The following is a 15,566-nucleotide window of genomic DNA, read 5'->3' as shown; positions in this document are numbered from 1 at the left end:
GGATAAGTTTCAGTCGCAGCCGTCAGGACGATTTAACCCGGCGGCCGTATTGGATGCTGTTCATCAAGACGGCGAGGACGATGACCGCACCGGTAAAGACCGTCTGCCAGTAGGCGGAGACGCCGATGATCACGAGACCATCGGACAGAAAGCCGATGACGAAGGCGCCGAGCATGGTGCCGCGCACCGTGCCGCGGCCACCCGTGAGGGCTGCGCCGCCGATGACGACGGCTGCGATCGCGGTCAGTTCGTAGGTGGTACCCGCTGTCGGGCCTGCCGAGGTCAGCTGCGAGGAAAGCACCAGGCCGGCGATGGCCGCGCAGACACCTGAGAGCACATAGACGATGATCTTGACGCGCTTGACCGGAACGCCGGAGAGGTCGGCCGCACGCTCGTTGCCGCCCGACGCATAGAGCCAGCGGCCGAAGGCCGTGCGGCTGAGAACGATGCCGCAGACGACGGCGAGCACGGCAAGGACGATGACGCCGATCGGAACGCCGCCGAGGCGGTTGAAGCCGAGCCAGTCGAAGCCGGTATTGCCAAGCTCCGGACGGCCGCCGAGATTATTGTAGGTGAGACCGTTGGTCATCAGCAGCGCGATGCCGCGGGCCACATAGAGAACGCCGAGCGAGGCGACGAAGGCCGGCACCTTAAGATACGCGACCAGCACGCCGTTGACCGCACCGACCAGGGCGCCGAGCGCGCAAGTCAGCACCACGACCGCCCAGACTGGCGGATAGAGGATGACGCCGAAATAGCTGAGCGTCACGCCCTGCATCAGGAAGCCGGCGATGCAGCCCGCGAGCCCCAGCGTCGAGCCGACCGAGAGATCGATGCCGCCGTTCAGGATGACCAGCAGCATGCCGATCGCCAGAATGCCGAAGATGGCGACATGCGAGGCCATGATCAGGAAGTTGTTGAGGCTGAAATAATAGGGCGACAGGAACGAGAAGACTGCGATGATGACGATCAGCGCGAAGAACGCCCTGCCCTCAAGGATCAGACGCACGATATTGGTGTTGCGCTTCTGCCCGTTCGGAACTGTCTTCTTCTGGGTGATATTTGTGACTGACATAATCAGTGCTCCATAATTCCGGGCTAGTGCGCGACCATGGCTTCGCCGGAGGCGGCCATGATCTTTTCCTTGGTGACGTCAGAGCTGAACTCGGCCGAGATCCGGCCGCGATGCATGACGATGATGCGATGCGCGATGCTCAGGCATTCGTTGACTTCGGAGGTCGAATAGACGACCGCGAGCCCCTGCTTGGCGCGCTCGGCAAGCAGCTTGAAAACCTCAGCCTTGGCGCCGATATCGATGCCGCGGCTCGGTTCGTCGAGCAGGATGACCTTCGGCTGCGTGGCCAGCATCTTGCCGATAACGACCTTCTGCTGGTTGCCGCCGGAGAGCGAGCCGATCGACGCCTCGCCGCCATCTGTCTTGACGTGGACACGGCGGATCGCATCGTTGACCAGCTCCCGTTCGCGCCGGCCCGAGGTGAAGAGACCCTTGGTGAAGGCGCCGATGCTGGCAAGCGATAGATTGGTGCCGACAGTCATCGTCTGCACCAGGCCATCGCGCTGGCGATCTTCAGGAACGAGAACGAGGCCGCTTTCGATACGCCCTGCAATGCTGAGGCCGCCGACATCGCGGCCCTCAAGCAGGACTTGGCCGCCGCTCGAGCGCAAACGCCCGGCGACGCATTCCAGAAGCTCGGTACGCCCGGCGCCCATCAGGCCGTAGATGCAGACGACTTCGCCGGCACGAACCTTCAGCGACAACCGGTCGACGGCGTTATAGGCAGCGCCCGACGGACCGGGCACGCTGAGATTGTCGATCGACAGCGCCACTTGGCCGAACTGATGGCCGTCCGGCGGGCTGCCGAGATCGAAATTGTCGCCGACCATGTTGCGGACGATCCACTCGAGATCGATGTCCTTGCGCTCGGCATAGGCAGTCATTGTGCCGTCGCGCAGGACGACGGCGTGATTGGTGATCTGCAGCGCCTCTTCGAGATGATGCGAGATATAGACGATCGAAACGCCGCGGCTCGTCAGGTCGTGGATGACCTTGAACAGAACTTCGACTTCGGTGGCGCTCAGCGCCGAGGTCGGTTCGTCCATGATCAGGATGCGCGAATTGACCGAGAGCGCGCGGGCGATCTCGACGATCTGCTGCTGGCCGAGGCGCAGGTCCTCGACGCGCGTCAGCGGATCGATGTCTTCCTCGAGCTCCTCCAGAAGCTCGCGTGTCTGGCGCTCTTCCTCGGCGAAATCGACCATGCCGCCGGTGATGATCTCGCGGCCCATGAAGATGTTGTCGCGGACGCTGAGATTGGGCGCTAGGCTGAGTTCCTGGTGAATGATCGAGATGCCGTGTTCACGTGCATGGGTCGACGAGGTGAAGCTGATCGGCGAGCCATCGAGGATGATCTCACCCGAGCTTGGCTGCACGACACCGGAAAGGATCTTCATCAAGGTCGATTTGCCAGCGCCGTTCTCTCCGAACAGCGTGGTCACCTGACCGCGATGGATGTCGAAATTCACGCCCTTGAGGGCATGAACATTGCCATAGGACTTGGCGATGTTGCGGGCGGCGAGAACGACCTCGCCCTGCACTCCGTTACTGCGCAGCGGCTGGCTCATTTGACTTCGACCTTGACGGGCGTGACCAGCCAGTTTTTCGGATTGATCAGCTTGAACACGCCGACCACGGTCGCGGATTTCCCATCCAGCGTTTCCGGATCGAGGCCGGTAAAGACCGACTTTTTCATCTCGTTGTTGATGGCCGATCCGGCGTCCTGATACTGGATCTGGTTGGTGAACTGGCCGAATTCGATGGTGCCGGTGGCATCGCGGAGGTCCGTGCCGTTGACCGCAGGACCGGTCTGGACACGGACCACCGTCTCGGGAGGCAATCCATCGACTTTGAGTTCGTTGGTGTTCGATTTGCGGGCGCCGAACGTGCCTGTCAGCGTGACGGGAATGACCGGTCCGGTGCTCGTCGCGGTGCCGTATTTCTCGGCGGCGGCCTTCTTGTCGGCGGCGATGGCGGCGGCAAGATCGGCAGCCGGTACGGCGCGCTCCTGCACATTCGCCAATATCTTCGGGAACTGCTCGGCGCCAAAGGTTTCAGGCGAGAAGACCTGCTGCCTGACGTCGTTTTCGGAACCGATCTTGACCACCGTCGTGTCAAGCGCGATGGCGCCGACGACGGCAACAACGAACGCCACGCCCACGATGAGCTTCAGATTGCCGCTGCTCGGCTTCGGTGCTGCGTAATCGGACTGTGTGCTCATGTCGGGACGGCCTTTGACTGGGAGACGATAAAGCGAAGGGGCTGGCTGCGATTACGATCGCAGACGCGCCACGGCATGGCATCGCGCCGGATCAGAACCCGGCAGGCAGCCCGCGAAAGCGCAACTCTGGACGAAAATCCACATTGGAAGCCTCCTCCTCAGGACCCGGCGCCAGTCTCCTCCGACCGCCTGATCCTGCAATCACCCATCCGGAAGCAGGCTTCCGTGATAGAACTGTGTTACTTATGCCGGAAACAATGTTATAATTTCATAATGCTGTCAACGGCACTTTTATGAGAACCTGCGTATCAATGCGGCGCTTCACAGCTTGTTTATCGCGTTGCGGCGCAACATAGGAAGGCAGCAAATGCACAAATAAATACCTGTCAAAGAATTTGGAAAACTCAGACAACGCATTGATATTTAATATTAATTAAAGATATGAGATATTCGCGGCAAAAGCGGCGACTGCAGTCTTGCGCAAATAGAGGCGGCCGCCACTCATCAAGCTGACGCCTATTATTTTAGCTGAAAAAATTTTCATGACTAGAAAAATCTTGCTGGCCTTGTGATATCTTTGTGTTATGTTTATCGGTGAGGCCTATGGGAGGTTTCGGCAGATATTCGATTCATTTCCGGCGGCAGGCACACGCTTGCGGCCCGTCACCATGGAATCGATCATGCGGCCGAAGCAGAGCGATGGAATTCGGCCGATCGGGAGGACTGCATGATGAATTGGACGCGCGTATTGCCCGCCGCAGCGTTCCCGGCATTGGCGGGATAACCCTGCGATGACATCGACACAGAATATCGTCATCGGCATCGACGCCGGCACATCCGTGATCAAGGCGGTCGCCTTCGATCTTTCCGGACGCCAGATCGCCGCCGCATCCGTACGCAACAGATACACTACCGGCGACGACGGCTCGGCGACGCAGCCGCTTGCGCAGACATGGGCAGATTGCGCCAGCGCGTTATGCGGCCTCGGTGAAAAAGTGCCCGGTCTTGCGGCGCGCACCGCCACCGTTTCCGTCACCGGACAAGGTGACGGCACGTGGCTCGTCGGCCGCGAGAATGCACCGGTCGGCGATGCCTGGCTGTGGCTCGATGCGCGCGCCGCATCGACGGTGGTCTCGCTTGCATCCAAGCCGAACAACCGCGCCCGCTTCGAGGCGACCGGCACCGGCCTCAACACCTGCCAGCAGGGCACCCAGCTCGCGCATATGGACCGTTTCGCGACCGATCTCCTTGATCGCGCCGAAACGGCGCTGCACTGCAAGGATTGGCTCTATCTCAACCTCACAGGCATTCGCGCGACCGATCCGTCGGAGGCGAGTTTCACCTTCGGCAATTTCCGCACCCGGCAATATGACGACGCCGTCATCGATGCGCTTGGCCTCGAACACCGGCGCAATCTGTTGCCTGACATCATCGACGGGACCGAAGTCAGCCATCCGCTGACATCGGATGCTGCCAAGGCCTGCGGGCTGCTGGCGGGAACGCCCGTCTGCCTCGGCTATGTCGATATGGTGATGACCGCGCTCGGCGCAGGCGTCCGCAGCGGCGGGCGCAACGCCGCCTGCTCGACGATCGGCTCGACCGGCGTCCACCTTCGCGCCAAGGCCGTCGGCGATGTCCACCTTAACAGCGAGGGCACCGGCTATGTGATCGCCCTGCCGATCCCCGGCATCGTCACCCAGGTCCAGACGAATATGGGATCGACGATCAATATCGACTGGATCCTCGATATCGCCGCCTCGCTGATGGCAGACGCCGGCAAGACGGTTTCGCATGCGGAACTGATCGCGCGCATCGATGGCTGGTTTGCCGATAGCAAGCCGGGCTCCGTGCTCTATCACCCCTATATTTCCGAAGCCGGCGAGCGCGGCCCGTTCGTCAACGCCAATGCGCGTGCCGGCTTTGCCGGACTGTCCACGCGCCACCGTTTCCCCGATCTGGTGAGAGGCGTCGTCGAAGGTCTGGGCCTCGCGACCCGCGATTGCTATGCGGCAATGGGGGCGATGCCGGAAGAGCTGCGCATCACTGGCGGCGCCACGCGTTCGCCAAGCCTGCGCCGCTCGCTGTCAGCAGCCGTCAACGCCCCGATCCGCCAGTCGCAGCGCGAGGAGACCGGGGCTGCCGGTGCCGCGATGATGGCTGCGGTCGCGGTCGGCGTTTATCCGACGATGGATGATTGCATTGCCGACTGGGTCTCGCCGCTGCTTGGCGAACCCGAGGTTCCCGATGCCGCCGAGGCGGCGCGGTTCGAAACGCTTTTCGCAGCCTATACCGACATCCGCCAGGCAATGGCGCCCGCCTGGGACAAGCTCGCCTCGACCGCGACGGCGACACCAGGCGCATAACTCAAGTTCTGATGCGCTGGCATCGAAGGAGCATGACATGACCGAACCCGAAACCCTGGACCTCTTCGTCATCGGCGGCGGCATCAACGGCGCCGGTATCGCACGCGATGCCGCTGGCCGTGGGCTCAAGGTGGCGCTGTGCGAAAAGGATGATCTGGCGCAGGGAACCTCGTCGCGGTCGGGCAAACTGGTGCATGGCGGGCTGCGTTATCTCGAATATTACGAATTCCGCCTGGTGCGCGAAGCGCTGATCGAACGCGAAGTGCTGCTCAATGCCGCCCCGCACATTATCTGGCCGATGCGCTTCGTGCTGCCGCACAGCCCTGAGGACCGTCCGGCCTGGCTGGTCCGCCTCGGCCTCTTCCTCTACGACCATCTCGGCGGCCGCAAGAAGCTTCCCGGCACCCGCACGCTCAACCTGCTGCGCGACCCCGAGGGCACGCCGATCCTCGATCAATACAAGCGCGGCTTCGAATATTCCGACTGCTGGGTCGATGATGCGCGCCTCGTCGTTCTGAACGCCGTCAGCGCCGCCGAAAAAGGCGCGATCGTCCTGACCCGTTCGCCTGCCGTCTCCGCCCGGCGCGAGAATGGCGCATGGACCGTCGTCACCAAGAACAGCACGACAGGCGAGACCCGCACTTTCAGGGCCAAATGTCTGGTGAATTGCGCCGGCCCCTGGGTGACCGACATCATCAACCGCGTGGCCGGATCGAACTCGGCCCGCAATGTGCGCCTGGTCAAGGGCAGCCACATCATCGTCCCGAAATTCTGGGCGGGCTCGAATGCCTATCTCGTCCAGAACCACGACAAGCGCGTCATCTTCATCAACCCTTATGAGGGCGACAAGGCGCTGATCGGCACCACCGATATCGCCTATGAAGGCCGCGCCGAGGATGTCTCTGCCGACGAGAGCGAAATCGATTACCTGCTGAAGGCCGTGAACCGCTATTTCAAGGAAAAGCTCCGCCGCCAGGATGTGCTGCACAGCTTCTCCGGCGTGCGCCCGCTCTTCGACGACGGCAAGGGCAATCCGTCCGCCGTGACCCGCGACTATGTCTTCGATCTCGACGAAACCGGCGGCGCGCCGCTGCTCAATGTCTTCGGCGGCAAGATCACCACCTTCCGCGAGCTTGCCGAGCGCGGCCTGCACCGCCTCAAGTACATCTTCCCCGGCATGGGCGATGACTGGACGCAGACGGCGCCCCTGCCCGGCGGCGAAATCCCCAATGCCGACTATGAGACCTTCGCCAACAGTCTGCGCGATACCTATCCCTGGATGCCGCGCAAGCTCGTGCATCACTATGGCCGCCTCTATGGCGCCCGCACCAAGAATATCGTTTCAGGAGCAACCAGCATCGAGGCGCTCGGCCGCCATTTCGGCGGGCAGTTCTACGAGGCGGAGGCGCGCTATCTCGTCGCCACCGAATGGGCGGAAACGGCAGAGGACATCCTCTACCGCCGCACCAAGCACTACCTGCACATGAGCGAGGCCGAGCGTGCTGCCTTTGCCGACTGGTTGGCCTCCTCCCGCCTTGCCGCCTGAAGGAGGTTTCGATGACGCTGACGCTTTCGTTGAACACCAATCCGCTGGTAAACCGCTTCGCGGAGCCCGACGATCTGATCGACACGGTGGCGAGCGACCTGAAGATCCGAGACCTGCAGTTGACCCATGAATTCATCAATCCGAGCTGGCAGGCGCCCGTGATCCGCCGCCTGACGCGGAGCATGAACACGGCGCTGCGGCGCACCGGCGTTCGCGTCACCTCGGGCATGACCGGCCCCTACGGCCGTCTCAACCATTTCGGCCATCCGGATGCCGAGGTCAGGCGCTACTATATCGACTGGTTCAAGACCTTTGCCGATATCACCGCCGATCTCGGCGGCGATTCCGTCGGCACGCAGTTTGCGATCTTCACCTACAAGGATTTCGACGACCCCGTTCGCCGTGAGGAACTGATCAAGATCGCCATCGACAGCTGGGCCGAGGTCGCCGAGCACGGCCGTGCCGCCGGTCTTTCCTATGTTTTCTGGGAGCCGATGAGCGTCGGCCGCGAGTTCGGCGAGACGATCGCCGCCTGCCTCTCGCTGCAGGAGCGGCTGACGGCGGCGAAAATGGCGATCCCGATGTGGATGATGGCCGATATTGACCATGGTGACGTCACCTCCGCCAACCCCGACGATTTCGATCCCTATGCCTGGGCGCGCGCCGTGCCGCCGGTGTCGCCGATCATCCACATCAAGCAGAGCCTGATGGACAAGGGTGGCCACCGTCCCTTCACCGCTGATTTCAACGCCAGGGGCCGCATTCAGCCGGCGCCGCTGCTGAAGGCCTTTGCCGATGGCGGTGCTGTCAACAACGAGATCTGCCTCGAACTCTCTTTCAAGGAGCGTGAGCCGAACGATCGCGAGGTCATCCCGCAGATCGCCGAAAGCATCGCGTTCTGGTCGCCGTATATCGACACCGGCATCGACGACTTGAACATCTGAGATGGAGAATTTTAAAAGGCAGCACCACGACGCGGCGGAATCGCCACGCAGGACATTCGAAAGGAAGCGGCTGTGACGGATGCCGATGATACGCTTGCCGTACGTGCCGCATGGCTGCATTACGCCGGTGGATTGACCCAGTCGGAGGTCGCCCGGCGCCTCGGTGTGCCCTCGGTCAAGGCGCACCGGCTGATCGCGCGCGCCGTCGCCGATGGCGTGGTGAAAGTCACGATCGACGGCGATATCGTCGAATGCGTCGAGCTCGAATCCCGCCTTTCGGAGCGTTTCGGGCTGCAATATTGCGAAGTGGCACCCGATCTCGGCGAGGAAGGCCTGCCGCTGCGCGCGCTCGGCCATGCCGGCGCCGGATATCTGAAGCGCGAGATCGAGCGGGGCGACAACAAGGTGATCGGCCTCGGTCATGGGCGCACACTGTCGGCGGCCGTCCAGTACATGCCGCGCATCAACGCCAAGGACCTGCGTTTCGTCTCGCTGCTTGGCGGTTTGACGCGGAACTACGGCGCCAATCCTTACGACGTGATGCACCGGATCGCCGAAAAGACCGGGACGCATGCCTATGTGATGCCCGTCCCCTTCTTCGCCAATACCGGCGAGGACCGTAAGGTGCTGAAGGCGCAACGCGCCGTGAAGGAAGTCTTCGACCTCGCCAACAATGCGGATCTCAAGCTCGTCGGCCTTGGAACCGTCGATGCCGAAGCGCAGCTGGTGCTCTCGGGCATGGTCGAGCCCAGCGAAATCCAGGATATCGCCGCGGCCGGTGGCGTCGGCGAAATTCTCGGCCATTTCTTCGATGCCGATGGCCAGGTGCTGGACACGGCGCTGACCGCCCGCACGCTTTCGGCCTCCTTCCCGAAGTCGAAGACCGAACGTCTCGTCGCGCTCGCCGGCGGCCAGTCGAAGGTCGCGGCGATCCGCGCCATCCTCAACAGCCGCCGCCTTTTCGGCCTCATCACCGATGAGAAGACCGCACAGACGCTGTTGCAATAGCCACCAAAGCAACATTATTTGATCGCAAAATCACATCATATATGTTGCTTATCACGAAATATCCGTTACCTTAACACCATAGACTTGGGTGGAGACCGGAATGAAGCGGGAAGAGCGGCAGCAGCTGATCGTCAATCTGCTCGTCGAAAACAAGACCGTCGATCTCGACGACCTTGCCGATCGCTTCACCGTGTCGAAGATGACTGTTCACCGCGATCTCGACGACCTTGAGCAGGCCGGCGTGCTGCGCAAGGTCCGCGGCGGCGCGACGATCGACGCCGGAACCCAGTTCGAAAGCGATTTCCGCATCCGCGAGCGCCAGGGCGGCGAAGCCAAGATCGCCATGGCGCAGAAGGCATTGGAGCTGGTCGAGCCCGGGATGACCGTGATGGTCAATGACGGGTCGATGGCGGCGGTGCTTGGCGAAATGCTGCTGCAGAAGCGGCCACTGACCGTGATCACCAACAACGCCGCGATCATGGAGCGGCTGAAGAGCGAAAACGGCATCACGCTGATCGCGCTCGGCGGCATCTATTCCGCCAAATTCAACGCCTATCTCGGCGTCGTCACCGAGGAAGCGCTGTCGAAGCTCAGGGCCGATATCGCCTTCATCTCGACTCCCGCCGTCAGCGGCAGGCTCGCCTATCACATGGACGACAATGCGGTCCGTACCAAGCGGGCGATGATCGCTTCGGCATCGAGGAGCTGCCTCCTGGTCAACCACGAGCGCATCGGCCACACCGCCCTGCACGTGATGGCCGATCTGGCCGGCTTCGACGCCGTCATCACCGACAAGGCGCCCGAAAAGCCCGCCCTCGACGAATTCGAACAGGCGGGCATCGCGCTCACCATCGCATCAGAACAGGATCCGACATGACCGAAAAGCCGCGCTTCTGGATCGGCACCAGCTGGAAGATGAACAAGACACTTGCCGAAGCGCAAGCTTTCGCCCGCGGCCTCGAAGCTGCCGATGCGGCGCGCGATCCGCGTATCCAGCGCTTCGTCATCCCGCCCTTCACCGCCGTGCGCGAAGTCAAGGCGATGCTGGCCAAGACATCCGTCAAGGTCGGCGCGCAGAACATGCACTGGGCCGATCAGGGCGCCTGGACCGGCGAGGTCTCGCCGGTGATGCTGAAGGACTGCAATCTGGATATCGTCGAGCTCGGCCATTCCGAGCGCCGCGAGCATTTCGGCGAAACCGACGAGACGGTCGGCCTGAAGACCGAAGCGGCCGTCCGCCACGGCCTGATCCCGCTGATCTGCATTGGCGAGACGCTTGCCGACCGCGAAAGCGGCAGGGCCGCGGAGATTCTGGCCACGCAGGTGCGCGGCGCCCTTTCGAAGCTCTCGGCAGCACAGAAATCGGCCGAGATCCTGCTCGCCTATGAGCCCGTCTGGGCAATTGGCGAAAACGGCATTCCGGCGAGCGCCGATTATGCCGACGCCCGCCAGGCCGAAATCATTGCGGTTGCCGAAGAGGTGCTCGGCCGCAAGATCCCTTGCCTCTACGGCGGCTCGGTCAACCCTGGAAACTGCGAAGAACTGATCTCGAGCCCCCATATCGACGGGCTCTTCATCGGCCGTTCGGCCTGGAACGTCGAGGGCTACCTCGACATTCTCGCCAAATGCGCCGCCAAACTCTAAGGAGAACGACAATGAAGCTTGCCATTGCAGGAGACAGCGCCGGCGAAGGTCTCGCCAAGGTTCTGGCCGATCATCTGAAGGATCGTTTCGAGGTGCACGAAGTCTCGCGCACCAACGAAGGCGCCGATCCCTTCTACGCCAACCTCTCCGACCGCGTCGCCTCCGGCGTCATCGACGGCACCTACGACAAGGCGATCCTCGTCTGCGGCACCGGCATCGGCGTCTGCATCTCGGCCAACAAGGTCCCCGGCATCCGCGCCGCGCTGACCCACGACACCTATTCGGCCGAACGCGCAGCGCTCTCCAACAACGCCCAAATCATCACCATGGGCGCCCGCGTTATCGGCACCGAACTGGCGAAGTCGATCGCCGATGCGTTTCTGGCGCAGACGTTCGACGAGAACGGCCGGTCTGCTGGGAATGTGAAGGCGATGGACGAGCTGGACGCGAAGTATAACGTTCGGTGAGTTGGGTGGGTGCCTTCATCATGAGGCGCTCCTCGTGTTTGTACGCACGTGATACCATGCCCGCTCCGTCGCCTGCTTCCATGCGGGATTTGAAACGCTCTGGCGTGCCTGGAGCCCCCTCACCCTACCCTCTCCCCGAGGGGAGAGGGGGGAAGTCAGAGCGAGAGGCCGCCGCAGCTTTCCCTTCTCACCAGCGGGGAGAAGGTGGCCCAAAGGGCCGGATGAGGGGGCTACACCCGTAGTTCTCCCTCATCCCTGTGCTTGTCACAGGGCTCCAGCAGCCGCGCGTCCGCGCGGCGGGAGATTTTTACGTTTACTCAAGAATCATTCACGGCGCAGACGCGCCGTGGCTGGATTCCTGTGACAAGCACAGGAATGAGGGCAGCGAGTAGGCAACATCGCAGGACACCGAGACTGCCATTTCACAGGGTCTCGCTAGCGAAGATCACCTCACCCGAAACTCGCCGCCATCGTCCCGATAATCAACGCCGCCGAAACCGCCCCCGGATCGGCATGGCCAAGCACACGCTCGCCCAACCGTGATGCCCGGCCCTTGGTCGCGAGCATCGCCTTGGTCGCTTCCGCCCCGGCATTTGCCGCATCCACAGCCGCCTTCAGGCAGACGGCAAGCGAAGAGCCGTTGGCAAACGCTGCCTCAGCCGCATCGGCGGCCGGGCGCCAGGCATCGACCATCGTCTTTTCGCCCGGTACTGCCTTGCCGCGGTCCTCGATCCCCTTGGCCATGGCGGCAAACGCCCTCACCATGTCCTCGTCGCCGGCGGATGCCTTGCCCTTCAGCGCCGCACCGGCGCGCATGAAGGCCGTCGCATAGAGCGGTCCCGATGAGGCGCCGACGGCGTTCAGGAATGACTTGGCGGCGAGGTTGAAGATGGCGCCGAGATCACTCTCTGCCGCATTGGCCGCGAGGCTTGTCTTCACCGTCGAAAAACCGAGCTCCATGGTGATACCATGGTCGGCATCGCCGATGACGCCGTCGAGTTCACTGAGGCGGTCGCGGTTTTCCGTAATGGTCGCGGCGATCGCCGAGAACAGGGCGCGCAGGTCCTGTGCAGTGATCTCAGCCATCAGTGGCCGCTCCTGAACATGGCGCAATCGCAGGGGTGGTCGAGCAGCGATTGCAGCTCATCGTCGAGATGCATGAGGGTCACCGAGGCGCCCATCATGTCGAGCGAGCTGCAATAATTGCCGACGAGCGTCGAGTGGATGACAAGGCCCTCGCCATCAAGCCGCTGCTTGACGCGGGCCATCATGATGTAGAGCTCCATTAGCGGCGTGGCACCGAGGCCGTTGACCAGAACGGCAACGCGGTCACCGCGGTCGGCTTTCATCTCGGGCAGGATCTTGTCGAGCAGATCGTCGGTAATCGCATTGGCGCTTTTCAGCGGGCCGCGCTCGACGCCCGGTTCGCCATGGATGCCCATGCCGATTTCCATCTCGTCGGGGCCGAGCTCGAAATTCGGCTTGCGCGTCTGCGGCAGGGAACAAGGGCCGAGCGCCACGCCCATGGTGAAGGTCCGGTCATTGGCCTTGCGGGCGACGGCCTCGCAGGCATCGAGATCCATCATCCGGTCGCTGGCAGCACCGGCGATCTTGAAGACGAAGACATTGCCGGCCACGCCGCGGCGATCCGTACGCCGGTCGCGCGGTGCCGAGGCGACGTCGTCGGTGGTCAGCACCGTGCGCACCTCGATGTCTTCCATCGCCGCCATTTCGGCCGCCATGTCGAAATTCATCACGTCGCCGGCATAGTTGCCATACATGAAAAGCACGCCCGCGCCGCCATCGACGGCCTTGGCACATTCGAGGATCGGGTCCGGCGGCGGCGAGGCGAAGACATTGCCGATCGCCGCAGCGTCTGCCAAACCGCGCCCGACGAAACCGACGAAGCTCGGCTCATGACCGGAGCCGCCGCCGATCACCAGGCCGACCTTGCCCTTGCGCGGACCATCGACCGCGACCACCGAGCGGGTGGTGCCCTCGATCAGTTTCAGGTGATTGGGATGGGCGGCCAGCATACCCGCCAGCATTTCGTCGACGGCATCGGCGCCGTTGTTGATGATTTTCTTGACCGTCATCGATCCTCCTTCGATGCATGCAGCCGCCCCTCTTCCCAGGCGGCAGGCCTGCCTATTTCGTGTAGAGCGCCCGTGAGCGCTCGAGATGCTTCAGCACCGCCGATTCTGCACCATCGGCATCGCGTGCCGCAAGGCGCTCGACGATCTCTTCGTGCTCGACCAGCGTGAATTTTTCCTTGCCGGTCCAGATCAGCATCTCCGTGTGATATTCGCGCAGCCACGCCAGCATTGCCTCGCTGACCGCGGCAAAGATCGGGTTGCCGGAAATCTGCGCGATGCGGGTGTGAAACTGCATGTCGGCGGAGATGAAATCTTCAGCGTTTCCAAGCGACTCGCGCTGGCGGCTGATGATCGTCTTCAGCGCCTCGATATCGGCTGACGTCGCGCGCTGCGCCGCTTCGCGCGCCATGCCGCGCTCGAAGAAGATACGGGCGCTCTTCAGGTTTTCGAGACTGTCATTGGACTGCGACAGCATGATCTTCGCCGTCAGGTCCACCTGCCGGAAGATCGACTGCGCCGTCAGCTTCAGCACCTTGGCGCGCTCGCCATGGGAAATGTTGACGAGGCCCATACCAGCCAGCGACTGCATCGCCTCGCGGATCGCCGGACGGCCGACCCCGAAACGTTCCATCAGCACGCGCTCGGAGGGCATTTCATCACCGGGCTTCAGTTCGCCCGAGGTGATCATGCGTTCGAGCCTGTCGAAAACCTCGTCGGAGAGCTTCCGGCGAACGATCTGCTCGATTGGTTGGGTCATGATGTCTCGCTGGCTCAGAATTCCCTCCCCATTAGCATTTTGCGCGGCGGCGACAAAGGCCGCGATACAATCATTCGGCAGCGCTCAGGAAATTTTCCATTTGCGAAATTGGAATACTCATTATACCAGTTAGGCAATGATTGCCAAGATGCTGGGCTTGGCCTGAGGAGCATTAAAGACGTGAGTATGATCACCCTTACCTACCGCATTGAAACTGCGGGCAGCGTCGAAGCCATGGCCGACAAGATCGCATCGGATCAGTCGACGGGCACCTTCGTTCCGGTTCCCGGCGAAACCGAAGAGCTGAAGGCGCGTGTCGCTGCCCGCGTGCTGGCGATCCGCCCTCTCGAGGATGCGAAGACGCCCGGCTGGCCGGAAGTTGCCGAAGGTCACGGACCGCTCAAGCGCGCCGATGTCGATATCGCCTTCCCGCTCGATGCCATCGGCACGGATCTTTCGGCGCTGATGACGATTGCAATCGGCGGCGTCTATTCGATCAAGGGCATGACCGGCATTCGCATCGTCGATCTGAAGCTGCCGCCGGAATTCAAGGGCGCCCATCCCGGGCCGCAGTTCGGCGTTGCTGGCAGCCGCAAGCTGACCGGCGTCGAGGGTCGCCCGATCATCGGCACCATCGTCAAACCGGCGCTGGGCCTGCGTCCGCATGAAACGGCGGAACTCGTCGGCGAACTGATCGCATCCGGCGTCGATTTCATCAAGGACGACGAGAAACTGATGAGCCCGGCCTATTCGCCGCTCAAGGACCGCGTCGCCGCGATCATGCCGCTGATCCTCGATCACGAGCAGAAGACCGGCAAGAAGGTGATGTATGCCTTCGGCATCTCGCATGCAGATCCGGACGAGATGATGCGTAACCATGATCTGGTCCTCAAGGCGGGCGGCAATTGCGCCGTCGTCAATATCAATTCGATCGGCTTCGGCGGCATGAGCTTTTTGCGCAAGCGCTCCGGACTGGTGCTCCACGCCCACCGCAACGGCTGGGATATCCTGACCCGCAACCCGGCGACCGGCCTCGATTTCAAGGTCTATCAGCAATTCTGGCGCCTGCTCGGCGTCGACCAGTTCCAGATCAACGGCATCCGCGTCAAATACTGGGAGCCGGATGAAAGCTTCGTCGAATCCTTCAAGGCGGTCAGCACACCGCTGTTCGACAAGGCGGATTGCCCGCTTCCAGTAGCCGGTTCCGGCCAGTGGGGCGGCCAGGCACCGGAAACCTATCAGCGCACCGGCCGGACCACCGACCTCCTCTATCTCTGCGGCGGCGGCATCGTCAGCCATCCGGGCGGCCCGGCGGCAGGCGTGCGCGCGGTGCAGCAGGCATGGCAGGCGGCGGTTGCCGATATCCCGCTTGAGACCTATGCCAAGGATCATCCTGAACTGGCGGCCTCTATCGCCAAGTTCGCCGACGGCAAGGGTGCGTGATT

At 62.4% G+C, this 15,566-nt stretch carries 14 protein-coding genes; 8 read left to right on the top strand and 6 right to left on the bottom strand.

Features of this window, described 5'->3' with window-relative positions; genetic code table 11:
* Positions 1–22: 22 nt before the first annotated feature.
* Genes AC1DJO_RS06525 through AC1DJO_RS06515 form a run of 3 tightly spaced genes read right to left on the bottom strand, consistent with a single transcriptional unit; the run spans position 23 to position 3,296 of the window.
* Complete coding sequence (locus tag AC1DJO_RS06525) at positions 23–1,075, bottom strand: ABC transporter permease (protein WP_112388462.1); 1,053 nt, start codon at positions 1,073–1,075, stop codon at positions 23–25.
* Positions 1,076–1,098: 23 nt separating this feature from the next.
* On the bottom strand, positions 1,099–2,643 hold the full coding sequence (locus AC1DJO_RS06520; protein WP_112388463.1) for a sugar ABC transporter ATP-binding protein: 1,545 nt from the start codon (positions 2,641–2,643) through the stop codon (positions 1,099–1,101).
* Complete coding sequence (locus AC1DJO_RS06515; RefSeq protein WP_112388464.1) at positions 2,640–3,296, bottom strand: DUF2291 domain-containing protein; 657 nt, start codon at positions 3,294–3,296, stop codon at positions 2,640–2,642. The genes AC1DJO_RS06520 and AC1DJO_RS06515 overlap by 4 nt, the downstream gene beginning before the upstream one ends.
* Before the next feature lie 791 nt (positions 3,297–4,087).
* Here AC1DJO_RS06515 and AC1DJO_RS06510 point away from each other — a divergent pair.
* The 7 genes from AC1DJO_RS06510 (at position 4,088) to derI (ending at position 11,268) form a co-directional block, all read left to right on the top strand.
* Positions 4,088–5,659, top strand: coding sequence for an FGGY-family carbohydrate kinase (locus tag AC1DJO_RS06510; protein WP_112388466.1), 1,572 nt, complete (start codon positions 4,088–4,090; stop codon positions 5,657–5,659).
* A gap of 37 nt (positions 5,660–5,696) precedes the next feature.
* A complete protein-coding gene (locus tag AC1DJO_RS06505; RefSeq protein ID WP_477969521.1) occupies positions 5,697–7,205 on the top strand; it encodes a glycerol-3-phosphate dehydrogenase in 1,509 nt (502 codons plus the stop codon).
* Between the two features lie 11 nt (positions 7,206–7,216).
* Positions 7,217–8,149 (top strand): sugar phosphate isomerase/epimerase family protein, encoded by a 933-nt coding sequence (locus AC1DJO_RS06500; RefSeq protein WP_112388468.1) that lies wholly within the window; start codon positions 7,217–7,219, stop codon positions 8,147–8,149.
* 72 nt (positions 8,150–8,221) lie between these two features.
* On the top strand, positions 8,222–9,157 hold the full coding sequence (locus AC1DJO_RS06495) for a sugar-binding transcriptional regulator (protein WP_112388469.1): 936 nt from the start codon (positions 8,222–8,224) through the stop codon (positions 9,155–9,157).
* Positions 9,158–9,257: 100 nt separating this feature from the next.
* Positions 9,258–10,034, top strand: a complete 777-nt coding sequence (locus tag AC1DJO_RS06490; protein WP_112388470.1) for a DeoR/GlpR family DNA-binding transcription regulator — start codon at positions 9,258–9,260, stop codon at positions 10,032–10,034.
* Positions 10,031–10,801, top strand: coding sequence for a triose-phosphate isomerase (locus AC1DJO_RS06485; protein ID WP_112388471.1), 771 nt, complete (start codon positions 10,031–10,033; stop codon positions 10,799–10,801). The genes AC1DJO_RS06490 and AC1DJO_RS06485 overlap by 4 nt, the downstream gene beginning before the upstream one ends.
* A gap of 11 nt (positions 10,802–10,812) precedes the next feature.
* Positions 10,813–11,268, top strand: a complete 456-nt coding sequence (derI, locus tag AC1DJO_RS06480) for a D-erythrulose-4-phosphate isomerase (protein ID WP_112388472.1) — start codon at positions 10,813–10,815, stop codon at positions 11,266–11,268.
* Positions 11,269–11,718: 450 nt separating this feature from the next.
* On the opposite strand, the gene dhaL is transcribed toward derI, so the two are convergent.
* Genes dhaL through AC1DJO_RS06465 form a run of 3 tightly spaced genes read right to left on the bottom strand, consistent with a single transcriptional unit; the run spans position 11,719 to position 14,121 of the window.
* Positions 11,719–12,354 carry a dihydroxyacetone kinase subunit DhaL gene (gene dhaL / locus AC1DJO_RS06475; protein WP_112388474.1) on the bottom strand — a complete coding sequence of 212 codons (636 nt, stop codon included), beginning with the start codon at positions 12,352–12,354 and terminating at the stop codon, positions 11,719–11,721.
* Positions 12,354–13,364, bottom strand: a complete 1,011-nt coding sequence (dhaK, locus tag AC1DJO_RS06470; protein WP_112388475.1) for a dihydroxyacetone kinase subunit DhaK — start codon at positions 13,362–13,364, stop codon at positions 12,354–12,356. The genes dhaL and dhaK overlap by 1 nt, the downstream gene beginning before the upstream one ends.
* A gap of 52 nt (positions 13,365–13,416) precedes the next feature.
* Positions 13,417–14,121, bottom strand: a complete 705-nt coding sequence (locus AC1DJO_RS06465) for a transcriptional regulator NanR (protein WP_112388476.1) — start codon at positions 14,119–14,121, stop codon at positions 13,417–13,419.
* Positions 14,122–14,307: 186 nt separating this feature from the next.
* Here AC1DJO_RS06465 and oiaX point away from each other — a divergent pair, with 186 nt between their 5' ends.
* Entirely contained in the window at positions 14,308–15,564 is a 1,257-nt protein-coding gene (oiaX, locus tag AC1DJO_RS06460) for a 3-oxo-isoapionate-4-phosphate decarboxylase OiaX (RefSeq protein WP_112388477.1), read from the top strand.
* The last annotated feature ends 2 nt before the right edge of the window (positions 15,565–15,566 follow it).

The organism is Rhizobium sp. 05N430, from assembly GCF_056396985.1.
This window is presented reverse-complemented; position numbering and strand designations above follow the sequence as displayed.

Bases quoted from the DNA above. Each gene is read 5' to 3' on its own strand.
- AC1DJO_RS06525 (WP_112388462.1), bottom strand. From the start codon at position 1,075: ATGTCAGTCACAAATATCACCCAGAAGAAGACAGTTCCGAACGGGCAG.
- AC1DJO_RS06520 (WP_112388463.1), bottom strand. From the start codon at position 2,643: ATGAGCCAGCCGCTGCGCAGTAACGGAGTGCAGGGCGAGGTCGTTCTC.
- AC1DJO_RS06515 (WP_112388464.1), bottom strand. From the start codon at position 3,296: ATGAGCACACAGTCCGATTACGCAGCACCGAAGCCGAGCAGCGGCAAT.
- AC1DJO_RS06510 (WP_112388466.1), top strand. From the start codon at position 4,088: ATGACATCGACACAGAATATCGTCATCGGCATCGACGCCGGCACATCC.
- AC1DJO_RS06505 (WP_477969521.1), top strand. From the start codon at position 5,697: ATGACCGAACCCGAAACCCTGGACCTCTTCGTCATCGGCGGCGGCATC.
- AC1DJO_RS06500 (WP_112388468.1), top strand. From the start codon at position 7,217: ATGACGCTGACGCTTTCGTTGAACACCAATCCGCTGGTAAACCGCTTC.
- AC1DJO_RS06490 (WP_112388470.1), top strand. From the start codon at position 9,258: ATGAAGCGGGAAGAGCGGCAGCAGCTGATCGTCAATCTGCTCGTCGAA.
- AC1DJO_RS06485 (WP_112388471.1), top strand. From the start codon at position 10,031: ATGACCGAAAAGCCGCGCTTCTGGATCGGCACCAGCTGGAAGATGAAC.
- derI (WP_112388472.1), top strand. From the start codon at position 10,813: ATGAAGCTTGCCATTGCAGGAGACAGCGCCGGCGAAGGTCTCGCCAAG.
- dhaL (WP_112388474.1), bottom strand. From the start codon at position 12,354: ATGGCTGAGATCACTGCACAGGACCTGCGCGCCCTGTTCTCGGCGATC.
- dhaK (WP_112388475.1), bottom strand. From the start codon at position 13,364: ATGACGGTCAAGAAAATCATCAACAACGGCGCCGATGCCGTCGACGAA.
- AC1DJO_RS06465 (WP_112388476.1), bottom strand. From the start codon at position 14,121: ATGACCCAACCAATCGAGCAGATCGTTCGCCGGAAGCTCTCCGACGAG.
- oiaX (WP_112388477.1), top strand. From the start codon at position 14,308: ATGATCACCCTTACCTACCGCATTGAAACTGCGGGCAGCGTCGAAGCC.